This window comes from Caballeronia cordobensis, assembly GCF_001544575.2.
In the GTDB taxonomy this organism is placed as follows: domain Bacteria; phylum Pseudomonadota; class Gammaproteobacteria; order Burkholderiales; family Burkholderiaceae; genus Caballeronia; species Caballeronia cordobensis.
In genome coordinates this window covers 144435-160842 of the sequence record NZ_FCNY02000007.1, presented here as the reverse complement: position 1 = coordinate 160842, position 16408 = coordinate 144435, and the positions used below count along the sequence as shown (strand labels likewise).

Genomic DNA, 16408 nt, shown 5'->3' with positions numbered 1-16408 from the left:
ATGAAACACACACGAGTCCTCACGCTTCTTCTCGCCGGCGCGTTCGCCGTGGCCGGCAGCGGCTGCTTCAAGCCGCCGCGCAACATGCCGAACGAGTCCGTGATCGGCTTCGACGGCGCTTCGGCCGTGCCGCCCGACTGCGACAGCCTCGCGCGTCCGTCGCTTCTGACCGATGCGGGCATCCGTCGCCCGAGCATGCAATGGGGCTGCGCGACCTACACGAATCTCGCCGCGCAACTCGCGCATCCGGAAGACGCCGTGCATCCGCAGACGCTCGGCCCGGCGAACGCCACGGCGGCGGCGGGCGCGGTGCGCCGCTATGAAACCGGCAAGGTGATTCCGCTCGACAAAGCGACCTCGCGCGACAGCAAGTGATGCAAAGACAAGGCCAGCCATGAGCACAGAGTTTTCCTTCTCGAAGACCAAGTCCGGCACGCGCAACGCGGACTTCATCGCGTTCGTCTCCGATCGCAAGACCGAGCAGATCGTGAGGAATTTCGTGCTGGAACAGGCGATGCCGCACGCGCACATCGCCGTCGGCAGCGTGGACAACGCCATCGCGCATCTCGCGAAAGCGGACCGCTCGCCGCTTTTTCTGCTCGTCGATCTGCAGGATTCGGTGATGCCGCTCTCCGACCTGGGACGCCTCGCCGAAGTGTGCGAGCCGTCGGTGCAGGTGGTCGCGCTCGGCGAGCGCAACGACGTCGGCCTGTTCCGCAGCCTGCTCAAGATCGGCGTGCGCGACTATCTCGTGAAGCCGGTCACCGTCGAGCTGCTCAAGCGCACCGTCAACGTGTCCGACGGCAAGGTCAGCCCGGTGATGCTCGCGCGCGCCGGCAAGACGATCGCGTTCGCGGGCGCGCGCGGCGGCGTGGGCGTGACGACGCTCGCGCTCAACGTCGCGCGCCATCTGTCGGAAGACACCCATCGCCGCGTCGCCTATGTCGATCTGAACCTGCACGGCGGCGCCGCCAACTCGATGCTCGGTCTGCAGAGCAACAACGGGCTAATCGACGTGCTGCAGAACGTGCATCGTCTCGATCCGCAATATGTGGAACGCACGCTCGTCGCGAAGGGCAGCCGTCTGTTCATGCTGTCGGCGGAACTGGAATACGGCGCGGCGCGGCCGTTCGGGCCCGGCGCGCTGCCGCGCGTGCTCGAACTGCTGTGCGACAGCTTCCACTACGTCATTCTCGACGTCGGCACCGTGACGGACCCGCTCGCGCAGGAAGCCTTCGATCACGCCGCGCGCGTCTACGTGGTCGCGGACCGCTCGGTGCATTCGACGCGCGAGACAATCCGCCTGCTGCGTCACATCGAGGATCGCGACAACAATCCGCCGACCTCGCTCCTGCTCAACAATCCGAACGCGGTGTCGGGCGGCAAGGTGCAGGCGAACGACCTGATGACGGCCATCGGCCGCAACGTGCTGTACGAGATTCCGTTCGAGGCCAAGGCGCTCGCCACGGCCGAAAACCTTGGCGAAGCGCCCAAGGAAAAAGCGGCGAACGGCTTCAATCAGATGATCAGGCGCATCGGCGGCGATCTGACCGGCCAGCAGATGACCGCCGAGCGCTCGTTCTTCCAGAAGCTCAGGCTGAGGAGAGGCTGATGTTCGGTCAGAAGCAGGTTGCCCGCCCGACGCCCGACCCGGACGCAGCGCCCGGCGCCGAAGCCGCGAGCGGCGAGCAAGCGCCGGCGCCGGCCGCGCCGCCGCCGCGCGCGCACGCGCCGGAAGGCAGCGAAGTGCTGGTGCGCTCGGAGCTCTTCAAAGTGATCCGCGCCGGCGTGTTCACGGCGATGAATCCGTCGGCGGCCGTCGGCAAGACGCGCGAGCAGATGAAGCCGGGCGTCGAGCAGCTCGTGCTCGACGTGGCGGAGCGCGAGCGTCTGAACATCACGATCGCCGAGCAGGTGCAGATCGTCGGCGAACTGCTGAACGACATGTTCGGCCTGGGCCCGATCGAACCGCTGCTCGCCGACGACACCATCACCGACGTGCTCGTCAACGGCCCCGATCAGGTGTGGGTCGAGCGCCACGGCCGGCTCGAACTGACCAACTGCAAATTCCGCGACAACACGCACGTGACCAACGTCGCGCAGCGCATCGCGGCGGGCGTCGGGCGGCGTGTCGACGAAAGCAGCCCGATGGTCGACGCGCGTCTCGCCGACGGCAGCCGCGTGAACGTGGTGCTGCCGCCGCTCGCGATCCACGGCGCGTCGATCTCGATCCGGAAGTTTTCCAAGCGCAATATCACGCTGCACCGCATGGCCCAGCAGGGCAACATGTCCGCCGCGATGGCCACCGTGCTCAAGCTCGCGAGCACCTGCCGGCTGAACGTCATCGTGTCGGGCGGCACGGGCTCCGGCAAGACGACGCTGCTCAATGCGCTGTCGCACTTCATCGGCCACGGCGAGCGCACCGTGACGATCGAGGACGCCGCCGAACTGCAGCTCGTGCAACCGCACGTCGTGAGTCTGGAAACGCGCCCCGAAAACGCCGAGGGCCTTGGCGCCGTGAACCAGCGCGATCTCGTGCGCAACGCGCTGCGGATGCGCCCGGACCGCATCATTCTCGGCGAAACGCGCGGCTCCGAAGCCTTCGACGTGCTGCAGGCGATGAACACGGGCCACGACGGCTCGATGACCACCATCCACGCGAACACGCCGCGCGACGGCATCACGCGTCTCGAATCGATGGTGATGATGGCGAACGGCAACCTGCCGCTCCTGTCGATCCGCCGCCAGATCGCGAGCGCGGTGCACATGATCGTGCAGATCGAGCGGATGCGCGACGGCATGCGGCGCATCACGCGCATCACCGAACTGGTCGGCATGGAAGGCGACGTCATCATCACGCAGGATCTTTTCGCCTTCCAGTACGACGCGAGCGCCTATAGCGAGGAAGTGCGCGGCGTGTTCGAAGCCGGCGCAATGCGTCCGGCGTTCTCGCAGCGCGCCGCGTACTACGGTCTGGAAGACGCGTTGCTCGAGGCCATGCGCTCATGATCAACATCGATCTCATCACCTTCAGCGCATTCGGCGTCGTGCTCGTGGTGGGCATCATGGTGCTCGTGATGCAGGACATGCGCCGCCAGCGTCCCGACGCGCGCATCCAGGCGCGCGTGCAGGCCGCGTTTCCCGCGAGCGGCCTGAACCCGCGCGAGACGCGTCACGACGATCCCGATCTCTTCACCTTCTCGCGCCACGACAACGTCTTCAGCAAGTGGTTCGGCCCGAAGATCGCGCGCCTGAAGACCGTCGCCGGTGCGAATGGGTTGCGCGTGGTGATCGTCGCGGCGATCTTCGCGGAACTCGTCGCGCTTCTGATGGCGAAGTTCCTGCCGCTGCCCGCCTTCGCGCCGGCGGCGCTCCTGATCGGCATGCCGATTCTGGGCGTGGTGCAGGCGTACCGCTTTCTCGTCGAGCGTTTCAAGCGGCGCTTCCTCGACGGCTTTCCCGATCTCATCGACCTGATCGTGCGCGCCGTGCGTGCGGGCGTGCCCGTGACGCACGTGATGGGCGTCGCGTCGAGCGAATGCGCCGAGCCGCTCAAGAGCGAATTCAGGCTCATGGGCGACGCGCTCAAGGTCGGTCTCGATCTCGAAGAAGTGCTCGACACGGCGGTCACGCGCATCGGCATCGCGGATTTTTCGTTCTTCTGCGTATGTCTCCTGCTGCAACGCGAGACCGGCGGCCAGCTCGGCGAAACGCTCGAAAACCTCGCGGGCATCGTGCGCCGCCGGCGCGAGATTCGCCAGAAAACCAAAGCGCTCACGGGCGAAGCGCGCATCACCACCAAGATTCTCGCCGCCGTGCCGTTCTTCATCATGGGCAGCATGTTCGCGCTCAACCGCGCATATCTGATGTTGCTGTTCAGCACGCCGGCGGGCAACAAGGTGCTCACGGCCGCCGCGATCTGCCTGGCGCTCGGCCTGAGCATCGTTCACAAGATGTCGAAACTGGATACCGCGCGATGAGCCAGGACAGCATCGAAACGATCATCAACCTGCTGATGCTGCTGGCGCTCGTGGTCGGCATCTTCATCCTGTGGGCGACGAAGCACGGCGGCCAGCGCGGACGCATCGCGGAGCGCGCGCGTCAGGCGGCGGTCATGCACCGCAACGAGAGCACGCTGCCCGAGGAAGACGAAGACGAAAGCGCCCTCGCGCGCATCGCGCAACGCCTCGCGCGCCTGGGCGACCGGCTGCCGCTCTTCGATGCCAAATATCGCGCGAAGCTGCGCAAGACCATGCTGCGCAGCGGCTATCGCAGCCAGTCGGCCGTGTCCGTGCTGCTCGCGTTCAAGTTCGTCGTCGGGCTGATCTGCGCCGCGTTCACCGTGATGCTCGGCTCGCACATCCCCGTCGTGGGCGGCTATCCGGCCGTGCGCGGCGCCATGATGCTGCTCGTGTTCGTCGTGGGGATGATCGTGCCGGAATACGTGATCGCGTTCTTCGCGGCGCGCCGCCGCAAGGCGATGGCCTCGTGCCTGCCCGACGCGCTCGATCTGCTCGTCATCTGCACGAACGCGGGCAACAGTCTCGGCGTGTCGATCCGGCGCGTCGCCGACGAACTGAAGACGATCTGCCCGCCGCTGTCGAGCGAATTCTCGCTGACCGCCGACGAACTGAAGCTGTCCGGCGACAGCACGCGCGCGTTGCAGGCGCTTGGCGAGCGCATCGATCTGCCGTCGATCCGCGCGCTGATCTCGACACTCACGCAGTCGATGCGCTACGGCACGCCGATCACGCAGGCGCTGCGCACGCTTTCACATACCGAGCGGCTCGCCCACATCGTCGCGATGGAAGAAAAGGCGGCGAAGCTCGCACCCAAAATGGCGGTCCCGATGATGCTTTTCATCCTCCCGGCGGTGATGCTCATCGCCGCGGGACCGTCCGTCATCCAACTCTTGAGCGTCTTTGCAAAGCGATGAAGACCACACCGAACTCTCTTTCCCGCCTTCCGCGTCTTGCGCGCCTGCATCGCCTCGGCGCGGCCGTCTGCTGCGCGGCGCTCGCGATCGCGCTCGCCGCCTGCACGACGACGACCCGCAAGACCGTCGATACGCGCGCGGTCACGCGCAACTCCGCGCCGAGCGCGGTGAGCGAGCTGCGCATCGCGGACACGGCGCTCGAATCGGGCAATGTCGAACTCGCGACGACCCTATACGAAAAGGCCGTGCAATCCGATCCGCATTCCGTGGCGGGCCTGACCGGTCTCGGCAACACGCTGTACACGGTCGGCGACTTCACACGCGCGGGGGTCTATTACGATCGCGCCAGCAAGATCGACGCGAACGCGCCCGCGCCGCTCGTCGGCCTTGCTCGCGTCGCGATCCGCCAGCGCCGTTTCGACGACGCCATCGTCACGTACCGGCGTCTGCTCGAACTGACGCCCGACGACGCGCTCGCGTCCGCCGGGCTCGGCGCGGCCTACGACATGAAGGGCGATCACAAGGGCGCGCAAGCCGTGTTGCGCACCGCGCTGAGAAAGAATCCCGGCGATCCGATGTTGTCGGTGAATCTCGGCTTGTCGCTCGTGCTCGGCGGCGAACCGCGCGAAGGCGCGAACGTGCTGCTCGACGTGACGCGCTTCCCCGCCGCGCCGCCGCAAGCGCGCCAGAATCTCGCGCTCGCCTACGGCCTGCTCGGCAACCGCGAAGCCGCCGCCGAAATCCTGTCGCGCGATCTGCCGAAAGCATCGGTCGAAGACAATCTGCGCTTCTACGACATCCAGCGCGAAATGCTGACGCAGCGCGCGCCTTCGATGTCGTCCGCGCAACCGGCGGCGCCCGCCGCCATCCCGACGGCGCTGGTTCAGGCCACGCGCCTCAAATGAAAGCCGCCGCACGCCGCCGCACGCGCTCGCGCGATTTCGCGAAGCGCTATCTGCGCGACGCGAGCGGCATCGCGTCGATCGAATTCGCGCTCGTCGCGTTCATCTCGGTCGCACTCATCGCCGGGACGCTCGAGCTCGCGATAGACATGATCGTCGATGCGACCGTGCAGGCCGCGGCGCAAGAAGCATCGCGCGTCGGGATCACGACGACGACGCCCGCCACGGGCACGCGGCAGGACGCGGCGCAGAAGGTCATCGACACGATCCTCGGCGGCTGGAAACAGCTCGGCGCGACGGTCGAGATCACCGCGCTGAACTACGGCACCTACGGCAACCTTTCGAACTCGGCCTACAAGCCGACCAGCGACATGGGCGGTCTCGGCGACGTGATCGCCTACAACATCAAACTCACGATGCCCGGCGTCACCGGCATTCCCAAGATGTTCGGCATCGACACGCTGACCTTCGAACGCAACTACATCGTGCAGAACGAGAAATGAAAACGGCCTGCGGCACCGCGCGCGCGATTCGGAAGAAGCTCGGCCGCCTGTTGCGCTCGGAGCGCGGCAGCGTGTCGATCGAGTTCGTCATCATCGTGCCGATGATGCTGCTCGTCATGCTCGGCTTCACGGAGCTATACATGTACATGCGCGCGGCCAGCGCGGTCGATCGCACGGCGTTCACGCTCGCGAACTCCATCGGCCAGATGAGCACCGTGATCGCCGACGCCACCGACACGACCGACGCCAACAGCTACGGCTCGCTCTGGCAGGACGCCGCCCTGCTCGCCGCGCCCTACCAGATCAAGGCCAACGGCATGGTGTACGTGACGTCGGTGTGCGACACGCCGACGTCGGGCACCTGCAAGTTGATGAACGCGAGCTCGAATCTGATGTCGCCCGGCACCGCCGGCATGCTCTGGACCGCGTCGACGAGCGCGTGGGCCAACAGCAAGAACAGCCTGATGACATCGCGCGTTTCGTCGACGAACCCGCTGCCCTCGACCTGGCCGTTTCGCATCGGCGATTCGGCGATCGTCGTCGAGGTCTTTCTGGCGTACAACCCGTTCACGATGACATCGAAGCTGATCTCGGGCATGCCGGGCGAGCAGATCCTCTATCGCCGCGTGTATGTGCGGCCGCGCTCCGGTCAGCCGCTCACCAAACAATGACGCCCATCAGACAGGACAAGGCCCGGATCATGGCGATTGCATCGACATTGCGCCCGCGCGAGCGTCTGTTGAAAAGCGATAACGGCGCGATCGCGATCCTCTTCGCGATGTCCGCGAGCATGATGATCGGCTCGATGTGCGTGTCGCTCGACGCGATCGACTACGTGATGACGCAAGGCCGCGTGCAGATGGCGCTCGACGCGGCCACGCTCTCGTCGGGCGCGAATCTCGCGCACTACGGCAACACGCCGACCGGCGCCAGTCTCACGTTGTGGCAGCAGGACGCCCGCGCCTATTACGACGCCAACATGCCGAGCGGCTTCATGGGCTTCAGCGTGCCGTCCACGAATTTCACGGCGACCGTGTCGGGCGCGCCCGCGACAGGCCAGACGATCAAGCTGTCGGCGAGCGGCGCGCTGCCGCTGCTCGCACCGAAGATTCTCGGCACGTCGAGCGCAAACCCGGGCAACGGCGACGGCAGCACCGGCGGCGGCATGACGCCGGATACGTCGGAGGTATCGGCGAACAACACGGCATTGCGCCTGCCGCAGAGCACGCTCGAACTCGTGATGGTGCTCGACAACACCGGCTCGATGAGAGACGCGGCCAACGGCGTGAGCGGCGCGACGAAGATGAGCGGCTTGCAGACCGCGGCCAAATCGCTCATCAACGACCTGTTGCCGACGACCGGCACCACGACTGGCAACAAGAATTACATCGGCCTCGTGCCGTTTGCGAGCACCGTCAACACAACGGGCGCGCTGTCGTCGTCGGGAAGCTGGCTCAGTACCGTGCTGCCGACCTACAACACGACCGGCGTGCAGGCGAACGCCTGGAGCGGCTGCCCGATCGAGCCGCGCATCGGCACGAGTCTCTATCCGAGCGCCTACGCGCCGCCGAATCCCGCGATCAAGACGCCGCAGCCGCTGTTCCAGCGCTACTACTACAACGTGCCGAAGAACGGGCTGAAAATCGTCACCTACAGCTCGCAGAGCCGGTACAACTCCTGCACGACGACGAGCGCCACGACCACGACCGACACCGGCGTAAGCGTGACGCTCGGCTCGGGCGGCTCGGCGAACAAGTGCAACAGTCCAACGGGCGGCGCGGGCACCGGCATCGCCACACAGTTCGACCAGTACAACAGCTCGGGGCAGACGATCACCCAGAATTCGAGCTGCCTCGGCACCTCGATGACCTTCCTCACGCAGAGCAACAACACCTTGATCACGGCGGTCGGCAAGATGACGCCTTCGGGATCGACGATCATCCCGGTCGGTCTTTTGTGGGGCTGGCGCATGCTGGAGCCGGCGTGGTCGCAGGACTCGGCGGGCGCGGGCAACGGCTGGATTTCGTCCGACACGAGCCTGCCGAAACCGACCAACGGCACCGTGCAGAACCTGCAACGCGTGATGATCGTGCTCACCGACGGCCAGAATCAGGTCGGCGCGGCGGGCTCGATTCCGAATACGCTGTGGTTCAACGGCTTGTCGGGCGTGGGGACGAACAGCCTGTCGGCGCCTTCGGTGGCGCGGCCGGGCGGCGGCGACATGTCCAACGCGCTGATGGATTCGTCGGAATTGCATAACGGCAGTCCGATCGATCCGTCGAGCGGCAACAACGCCGGCTGGCCCGACGACGTCAACACGTTCCAGCAGGCCGTGTGCTCGGCGATCAAGGCGGCGGGCATCACCGTCTATGCGATCACGTTCGGCGCGTCCGCGTCGAGCTCCAGCGCGCAGACCAACATGCAGAGCTGCGCGAGCCCCGGCAACTACTATCACGCGCCGGACAACACGACGCTCAACAACATCTTTCAGCAGATCGCGGGCAATCTGGGCGTGCTGCGGCTTACGCAGTGACGGGCTAGCGCTTTGCTTCGTTCGGGCGATCGCCGTCGCGCCCGAACGAAGGCATTTCAATATCGCTGCTTGCCGACCGAAAGTTATCGCGCGCCTCTTGCGCGAGCTTCTCGTAGCGCTTGCGAAAAACCGTGAGTTCCTTTTCGTCGAGCTCTTCGAGATCGAGCAATGCGTTATGCGCCTTGTCCATCGCGCGGATGAGTTCGTCGAGCTTGATCTGCATCGCGGCGGTGTCGCGGTTTTGCGTGTTTTGAATCAGGAAGACCATTAAAAACGTGACGATGGTCGTGGACGTATTGATGACGAGCTGCCACGTGTCGCTGAAATGAAAGAACGGTCCGGAGAGGCCCCAGACGACCACGAGCGCGACCGCAATCATGAAAGTCGATGCGCGGCCCGCGATCTGCGCGAGCGCATTCGAGAACTTGAGAAACCACGACGTGTTCATTTCGGCGTCTCCTGATCGTTGGGTTTCGATGCGGCGGCGAGGGCGCGGCTAGAATACCGCCTGTGAACAGGAAACCCAAACCCATCGATTTTTACGCGCCGTCCGAAGAAGTCGCGCAACGCCTGATCGGGGCGATCGTGACCTTCGACGGTGTCGGCGGCCGCATCGTCGAAACGGAAGCGTACGATCGCGAAGATCCCGCGTCGCACACGTTTTCCGGGCCGACACCGCGCAACGCAGCAATGTTCGGGCCGCCCGCGCACGCCTACGTCTACCGCTCATACGGCATTCACTGGTGCCTGAATTTCGTGTGCCGCGAGGCCGGTCACGGCGCGGGCGTGCTGATTCGCGCGATCGAGCCGCTTGTCGGCATCGATCTGATGCGCGAGCGGCGCGGGATGGAGCCGCTCAGGCTTTTATGCTCGGGGCCGGGCCGTCTCGCGCAGGCGCTCGGCATCACGCACAAGCAAAATGGCATGTCGCTGCTGGAAGCGCCGTTCGAGATCGAGCCGCCGGAACACGACTTTCCGATCGCGGTCGGCCCGCGCATCGGCCTCACGAAAGCGATCGACGTGCCGTGGCGTTTCGGGCTCGCCGGATCGAAATTCGTCAGCAAGCCCTTCCCCAAGGGTTAATCGGCGGGACGCAGTTTCTTCACTTCCTCGTCCGATGGCTGCACGCTCGCGCCATCGACATAACGGAACGTCGTCATCACGCCTTTACCGTCTTTCTGGCCCGTCACGCCGACATACGCGCCCATCGTCGATTGATTGTCCTGCTTGCGATAGGTGATCGGGCCGAACGGCGTATCGACGGACAATCCCTTGAATGCGGCGGCGAGCTTGTCGGGGTCGGGCGAGCCGGCTTTCTTCAGGCCGTTGGCGAGCGACATCATCGCCGCATAGCCGACGACCGAGCCCAGGCGCGGATAGTCGTGATACTTCGCCTGATATGCGGCGACGAATTTCTTGTTCTCGGGCGTCTCGATCGCATACCACGGATAACCCGTCACGATCCAGCCAACCGGCGCTTCCTTGCCAAGCGGATCGAGATAATCCGGCTCGCCGGTCAAAAGCGACACGACCGCGCGATCCTTGAACAGACCGCGCGTATTGCCTTCGCGCACGAACTTGCCAAGGTCCGCGCTGAAAAGCACGTTGAAGATGGCGTCGGGCTTCGCGTCGGCGAGCGCCTGCGTGACCGCGCCCGCATCGATGTTGTTGAGCGGCGTGGCCTGCTCCATCACGAATTCGACATCCGGCTGCGCCGCCTTCAGCAAGCGCTTGAACGTGGCCACCGCCGACTGTCCGTACTCGTAGTTCGGATAGACCAGCGCCCAGCGCTTCTTCTTGAGCTTCGCGGCTTCGGGCACGAGCATCGCGACCTGCATGTAAGTCGATGGCCGCAGCCGGTACGTGTACTTGTTGCCGTCCTGCCAGACGATCTTGTCGGTAAGCGGTTCGGCCGCGAGGAAAAAGATGCGCCGCTGCTTCGCGTAGTCCGCGAGCGCGAGGCCCGTGTTCGACAGATAGCCGCCGAACAGGAGCTTCACCTGCTCGCGCGCGACGAGCTCTTGCGCGACTCGCACGGTATCGCCGGGATTGCCGTTGTCATCGCGCGAGATGACTTCCAGCTTGTTGCCGTTGACGCCGCCCGCCGCGTTGATTTCATCGAGCGCGAGATTCCAGCCGTTCTTGTACGGCGTCAAGAATGCGGGCACGACTTTATAGCTATTGATCTCGCCGATCTTGATGGTATCGGCGTGCGCGGCGAAAGCCATGCTCGCTGCGATGGCGGCGACGGTGAAGCGCATTGACGTCATTGGGTACTGTCCTCTCTGTTTGGATTCGTTTCGTTCATACGCCAAGGAATTCGCGGCGCGCGGCGTCGTCGTGTGCGAACGCGTTCATCGCGCCTTCGTAGCGAATCTGGCCTTTTTCGAGCACATAGACGCGGTCGCTGACGAGTTCCGCGAAATGCAGGTTCTGTTCCGACAGCAGGATGGCGAGTCCTTCGCGCTTCAGTTCGAGAATCATATCGGCCATCTGCTCGACGATCACGGGCGCGACGCCTTCCGATGGCTCGTCGAGCAGCACGAGGCGCGGATTGCCCATCAGCGTGCGCGATACCGTGAGCATCTGCTGCTCGCCGCCGCTCATGCGGCTCGCGCGGCGTTCGCGCATCTCGCCGAGATTCGGGAACACGCGAAAGAGCTTCTCGGGCGTCCACGATGGCGCGCCCTCGCGCGGTGGCTGGCGGCCCGTGTCGAGATTTTCCATTACCGTGAGATCGCCGAACACGCGGCGATCTTCCGGCACATAGCCCAAACCCTTTCGCGCGATGCGATACGGCGCCATGCCGGCGATGTTCTCGTCCATGAACGATACCGTGCCCGCGATGCGCGGCAACAGCCCCATTACGGCCTTCATGGTCGTGGACTTGCCCGCGCCGTTGCGGCCCATCAGCGCAACGACTTCGCCGCGCCCGACTTCGAAGCCGACATCGAACAGGATTTGCGCGCGGCCATAGAACGCATTCAGCGCGTCGACTTTCAGCAGCGTCATGACGCGGCTCCCGCGCGCAAGGCGGCGCGCGGCGCGAACGATGCGCCCGTGCCGAGATAAACCTCGCGCACGCGCGCATCGTTGCGGATCGCTTCGGCGTCGCCTTGTGCAATGAGCTTGCCGCGCGCGAGCACGATGAGCTTGTCCGCGTGCGAGAACACCACGTCCATGCTGTGCTCGGTGAACAGCACGCCGATATGGCGCTCCTTCGCGAGACGCGCGGTGAGCGACATCAACGCGTTGCGTTCCTGCGGCGCCATGCCTGCCGTGGGTTCGTCCATCAGCAAGAGCTTCGGGTCATGGGCAAGCGCGATCGCCAGCTCCACGCGCTTCACGTCGCCATAGGCAAGCACGGCGCAACTGCGTTGCGCATGCGCCGTCATGCCGACGAGACCGAGCAAGGCCAGCGCTTCCTCCTCTTTCCATGACGCGACGCGCCTGAACAGGCCATAGATGCGCCGCTCGCGCGACAGCAGCGCCATCTGCACGTTTTCGAGCACGGTCATCGAATTGAAGGTCGCGGCGATCTGGAACGTGCGGCCCACGCCGAGACGCCAGATATCGCGGGAACGCATGCCGGCGATATCGTGACCGTCGAAGCGAATCGCGCCCGCGTCCGGCTTCAGTTGCCCGTTGATCATGTTGAAGCATGTCGATTTGCCCGCGCCGTTCGGACCGATCAGCGCGAGCAATTGTCCGGCTTCGAGATCGAAGGAGACATCGTCGACGGCCTGCACGCCATCGAACGACTTCGAGAGATGCGCGACGGAGAGCAGCGTCATTGCGCCTCCTTCGTGAAACGGTCGCGCACGAAGCCCGCGATGCCTTGCGGGAACGCGATCACGAGCACGAGAATGGCTGCGCCGAGCAGCGCCTGCCAGTAATCCGTCTGACGCGCGACGGTATCCTGAAGCCAGGTGAACACGCTCGCCCCCACGATGGGACCGGCGAGCGTCTGAATGCCGCCGAGCAGGACCATCACGAGGCCATCGACGGAGCGGCCCACGCTGATCGCCTCGGGCGAGATGTTGCCCTTCGAGAACGCATAGAGCGAACCCGCGAGCCCGCACACGAGCGATGCGACGACGAACGCCGCCCATTGCACGCGCGCGACGTTCATGCCGATGGCTTCGGCGCGCAACGGCGAATCGCGGCCCGCGCGCATCGCGAGTCCGAGCGGCGAGAACAGCATGCGCCGTAATAGCCACACGCCGATCACCGCGAAGCACAGCGTGAGGTAATAGAACGCGACGGGCGACGCGAGCCACGGCGACGGCCAGATGCCCAATATGCCGTTGCTGCCGCCCGTGACCGCATCCCATTGAAAGACGACGGACCAGACGATCTGCGCGAACGCGAGCGTGAGCATCGCCAGATAGACGCCCGACAGACGCACGCAGAACCAGCCGAACACGATCGCGCCGATGCCCGCGATGAGCGGGCCGAGTATGAGCGCGGCTTCCATCGGCAGCGCGAAGACCTTGAGAAAGAGCGCCGCGCCATACGCGCCGAGGCCGAAGTACGCCGCGTGACCGAACGAATGCATGCCGCCCGGCCCCATGATGAAGTGCAGGCTCGCGGCAAACAGCACCGCGATCATGATCTCGACGAAGAGCACGGGCATGTAGGGAAACGCGTCGGCGGCAAGCGGCGCGAGCGCCAGCGCGATCACGACGGCGCCCGCGGCGATCTTCATCTTGCGTGTGGCGGCGCGCAAGGGCTGATCGGCGGGCGCGGCCGAACGCGCGATGGCTTGCGGGCGGCCGAACAGTCCCCACGGCCGCAACACGAGCACCACGGCCATCACGACGAACTCGGCGACTAGCGTGAACTTCGACAGCGAAAAGTCGATGCCCGCGACCGACACATGGCCGATGCCGATGCACATCGCCTTGATTTCGGCGATCAGCAGCGCCGCGACGAACGCGCCCGGAATCGAGCCCATGCCGCCGACCACGACGACGACGAACGCGTTGCCGATGGTCTCCAGATCGAGCGACAGATTCGCCGACATGCGCGGCACCTGCAGCGCGCCGCCCAGTCCCGCGAGCAACGCGCCGACGAAGAACACGCCGGTGAAGAGCCACGCCTGATCGACGCCGAGCGCGCCGAGCATTTCGCGATCCGCGCTCGCCGCGCGCACGAGCGTGCCCCAGCGCGTGCGCGTGAGCGCATACCAGAGCGCGAGCAGCACGAGCGGACCGATGACGATCAGCGCGAGATCGTAGGCCGGCAGCGCATGCCCGAGCAATTGCACGGCGCCTTCGAGATGCGGCGCGCGCGGGCCGAAGCGGTCTTCCGGTCCCCATAGATAGAGCGCGGCGTCGCGAATGACGAGCACGAGCGCGAACGTGGCCAGCAGGTGAAAGAGCTCGGGCGCGCGATAGATGCGCCTCAGCACGCTCACTTCGATCGCCGCGCCGATTGCGCCGACGACGAGTGCCGCTGCCACCACCGACGCCCAGAAGCCCACGACGCTGTCGCCGAAACGGCTGGTGAGGCTATATGCGACATAGACGCCGAGCATATAGAGCGAGCCGTGCGCGAAGTTGACGATGCGCGTGACGCCGAATATCAGCGACAGGCCGGAGGCGACGAGAAAGAGCGCACAGGCATCGGCCAGGCCGTTGACGAGTTGGACGAGCAAGTTGGAGAGCATCGGGCTCGATGGGTATTTCGGCTGAAAGAGCCGACATTATCGATGAATCGGGCGACAGCCTTCGCGCGCGACAAAATAGCCCGCGCCCGACAGACATGGAAAAACCGTATTGACGGCGTTCATGTTCCGTATATGCTCCTCGAAGGGCAATCGTAATCGTCTGCGTTGCCCTGCAAATCAACTCGCCAAACGAGTGTTATCGTGAAAGTCCAAAGCCCTCTGGCACGTCGGAGCCTTCGCCGCTCCAGCGCCGATCGCTGCGGCAAGACTCCCGATCGCCGCTTCCTGTCGGTTCTGACCGTCCTCTCCCGCCGCTCGGTGCGGCGTCGCAACGTCCTGTCCGCGCGCGCGTTCATCGCCGTGCATTGCGTCGGCGCGGCATCGCTGCTGCCGTAGCGCCTCTTCCTTTTCTTCGCTGACTGACCGCTTCCGCGCGTGAACCGTCACGCGTGAATGCGCGCGCGCCTTTGCGATGCATCGCGAAGGCCGTGGAAACGCGCGCCTGTGCAAACCACGAGAACGAAAATGGAACGTATCGACGAATTCCTCCGAAAGCATCGCATCACCGAGATCGAGGCGATCATCCCCGACATGGCGGGCACCGCGCGCGGCAAGATCATTCCGCGCAGCAAGTTCGAGTCGGGCGAATCGATGCGCCTGCCGCAAGCCGTAATGATCCAGACCGTGACGGGCGACTATCCCGACGACGGCAGCTTCACCGGCCTCACCGATCCGGACATGATCTGCGTGCCCGATCCCGCGACGATCCGCCTGATTCCCTGGGCCACCGATCCGACCGCGCAAGTCATTCACGACTGCGTGCATTTCGACGGCACGCCCGTGGCGATTTCGCCGCGCCGCGTGCTGCGCGAAGTGCTTCAGAAATACGCCGCGAAGGGCTGGCGGCCGGTCGTCGCGCCCGAACTGGAGTTCTTTCTCGTCGACGTGAATCGCGATCCGGACCTGCCGTTGCAGCCGCCCGTCGGCAGAACGGGCCGCGCGGAAACGGGACGGCAGGCGTATTCCATCGATGCGGTCAACGAATTCGATCCGCTCTTCGAAGATATCTACGAATACTGCGAGGTGCAGGAGCTCGAAGTGGACACGCTGATCCACGAAGTCGGCGCGGCGCAGATGGAGATCAACTTCATGCACGGCGATGCGCTCAATCTCGCCGATCGCGTGTTTCTCTTCAAGCGCACGGTGCGTGAAGCGGCGCTGCGTCACAAGATGTACGCGACCTTCATGGCGAAGCCGATGGAGAACGAGCCAGGCTCCGCGATGCACGTGCATCAGAGCATCGTCGATGAAGAGACGGGCCGTAACCTGTTTACCGATCGCGACGGCGAACCGACTAGCCTGTTCTACGGCTATATCGCGGGCCTGCAGAAGTACACGCCTGCGCTCATGCCGATCTTCGCGCCGTATATCAATTCCTATCGCAGGCTATCGCGTTTCATGGCCGCGCCGATCAACGTGCAATGGGGCTACGACAATCGCACCGTGGGCTTTCGCGTGCCGCATGCGTCGCCGCAGGCACGGCGCATCGAGAATCGCATACCGGGCGTGGACTGCAATCCGTATCTCGCGATCGCGGGGACATTGGCCGCGGGCTATCTCGGCATGACGCAGCATCTCGAACCGACCGAGCCGCTCGCCAGCGACGGTTATCGTCAGCCGTATCAGTTGCCGCGCAATCTCGACGAAGGTCTTGCGCTGATGGGCGCTTGCGAGCCGCTTGCGGACATGTTCGGCGACAAGTTCGTGCGCGCCTATCTCGCGCTCAAGGAAACCGAATACGAAGCGTTCTTTCGCGTGATCAGTTCGTGGGAACGCAAACATCTGCTGCTGCACGTTTGATAT

17 protein-coding genes are annotated in these 16408 nt (G+C 64.9%); 12 read left to right on the top strand and 5 right to left on the bottom strand.

Going from position 1 to position 16408, the window contains the following annotated elements; all coding sequences use genetic code 11:
- The 9 genes from AWB70_RS15265 to AWB70_RS15225 are packed head-to-tail and all read left to right on the top strand — an operon-like array spanning position 1 to position 8874.
- The gene (locus tag AWB70_RS15265; protein WP_041731530.1) at positions 1-375 is read left to right on the top strand and encodes a CpaD family pilus assembly lipoprotein; all 375 of its coding nucleotides are present in this window, start codon (positions 1-3) and stop codon (positions 373-375) included.
- Between the two features lie 19 nt (positions 376-394).
- The gene (locus tag AWB70_RS15260) at positions 395-1612 is read left to right on the top strand and encodes a CpaE/TadZ family protein (RefSeq protein ID WP_053569070.1); all 1218 of its coding nucleotides are present in this window, start codon (positions 395-397) and stop codon (positions 1610-1612) included.
- On the top strand, positions 1612-3009 hold the full coding sequence (locus AWB70_RS15255; protein ID WP_053569069.1) for a TadA family conjugal transfer-associated ATPase: 1398 nt from the start codon (positions 1612-1614) through the stop codon (positions 3007-3009). The genes AWB70_RS15260 and AWB70_RS15255 overlap by 1 nt, the downstream gene beginning before the upstream one ends.
- A complete protein-coding gene (locus AWB70_RS15250; protein WP_053569068.1) occupies positions 3006-3980 on the top strand; it encodes a type II secretion system F family protein in 975 nt (324 codons plus the stop codon). Before AWB70_RS15255 ends, AWB70_RS15250 begins: the two co-directional genes overlap by 4 nt.
- On the top strand, positions 3977-4936 hold the full coding sequence (locus tag AWB70_RS15245) for a type II secretion system F family protein (RefSeq protein ID WP_045453464.1): 960 nt from the start codon (positions 3977-3979) through the stop codon (positions 4934-4936). The genes AWB70_RS15250 and AWB70_RS15245 overlap by 4 nt, the downstream gene beginning before the upstream one ends.
- A complete protein-coding gene (locus tag AWB70_RS15240; protein ID WP_235024259.1) occupies positions 4933-5841 on the top strand; it encodes a tetratricopeptide repeat protein in 909 nt (302 codons plus the stop codon). Before AWB70_RS15245 ends, AWB70_RS15240 begins: the two co-directional genes overlap by 4 nt.
- Positions 5838-6341, top strand: coding sequence for a TadE/TadG family type IV pilus assembly protein (locus tag AWB70_RS15235; RefSeq protein ID WP_053569067.1), 504 nt, complete (start codon positions 5838-5840; stop codon positions 6339-6341). The genes AWB70_RS15240 and AWB70_RS15235 overlap by 4 nt, the downstream gene beginning before the upstream one ends.
- Entirely contained in the window at positions 6338-7012 is a 675-nt protein-coding gene (locus AWB70_RS15230) for a TadE/TadG family type IV pilus assembly protein (protein WP_014250535.1), read from the top strand. The genes AWB70_RS15235 and AWB70_RS15230 overlap by 4 nt, the downstream gene beginning before the upstream one ends.
- Positions 7009-8874, top strand: a complete 1866-nt coding sequence (locus AWB70_RS15225; protein ID WP_235024258.1) for a TadE/TadG family type IV pilus assembly protein — start codon at positions 7009-7011, stop codon at positions 8872-8874. The genes AWB70_RS15230 and AWB70_RS15225 overlap by 4 nt, the downstream gene beginning before the upstream one ends.
- A 4-nt stretch (positions 8875-8878) precedes the next feature.
- Here the strand turns inward: AWB70_RS15225 and AWB70_RS15220 are convergent, their stop codons facing one another.
- Positions 8879-9322: a low affinity iron permease family protein gene (locus AWB70_RS15220; protein WP_053569066.1), complete on the bottom strand. Its 444-nt coding sequence runs from the start codon at positions 9320-9322 to the stop codon at positions 8879-8881.
- A gap of 62 nt (positions 9323-9384) precedes the next feature.
- On the opposite strand from AWB70_RS15220, the gene AWB70_RS15215 reads away from it, so the two are divergent.
- Positions 9385-9957 carry a DNA-3-methyladenine glycosylase gene (locus AWB70_RS15215; protein WP_082378088.1) on the top strand — a complete coding sequence of 191 codons (573 nt, stop codon included), beginning with the start codon at positions 9385-9387 and terminating at the stop codon, positions 9955-9957.
- Here the strand turns inward: AWB70_RS15215 and AWB70_RS15210 are convergent.
- From AWB70_RS15210 to AWB70_RS15195, 4 genes are read right to left on the bottom strand one after another with little or no spacing between them, the layout of a single operon-like run.
- The gene (locus AWB70_RS15210) at positions 9954-11144 is read right to left on the bottom strand and encodes an ABC transporter substrate-binding protein (protein ID WP_014250531.1); all 1191 of its coding nucleotides are present in this window, start codon (positions 11142-11144) and stop codon (positions 9954-9956) included. The genes AWB70_RS15215 and AWB70_RS15210 overlap by 4 nt on opposite strands.
- Positions 11145-11178: 34 nt before the next feature.
- Positions 11179-11886, bottom strand: a complete 708-nt coding sequence (locus AWB70_RS15205) for an ABC transporter ATP-binding protein (protein WP_053569064.1) — start codon at positions 11884-11886, stop codon at positions 11179-11181.
- Positions 11883-12668 (bottom strand): ABC transporter ATP-binding protein, encoded by a 786-nt coding sequence (locus AWB70_RS15200; protein ID WP_053569063.1) that lies wholly within the window; start codon positions 12666-12668, stop codon positions 11883-11885. The genes AWB70_RS15205 and AWB70_RS15200 overlap by 4 nt, the downstream gene beginning before the upstream one ends.
- Positions 12665-14545 carry an ABC transporter permease gene (locus tag AWB70_RS15195; protein WP_053569062.1) on the bottom strand — a complete coding sequence of 627 codons (1881 nt, stop codon included), beginning with the start codon at positions 14543-14545 and terminating at the stop codon, positions 12665-12667. The genes AWB70_RS15200 and AWB70_RS15195 overlap by 4 nt, the downstream gene beginning before the upstream one ends.
- A 201-nt stretch (positions 14546-14746) precedes the next feature.
- Between AWB70_RS15195 and AWB70_RS15190 the strand changes: the two genes are divergently transcribed.
- Positions 14747-14941, top strand: coding sequence for a hypothetical protein (locus AWB70_RS15190; protein ID WP_041731521.1), 195 nt, complete (start codon positions 14747-14749; stop codon positions 14939-14941).
- A 129-nt stretch (positions 14942-15070) separates the two neighbouring features.
- A complete protein-coding gene (locus AWB70_RS15185; RefSeq protein ID WP_014250527.1) occupies positions 15071-16405 on the top strand; it encodes a glutamine synthetase family protein in 1335 nt (444 codons plus the stop codon).
- Positions 16406-16408: the final 3 nt, after the last annotated feature.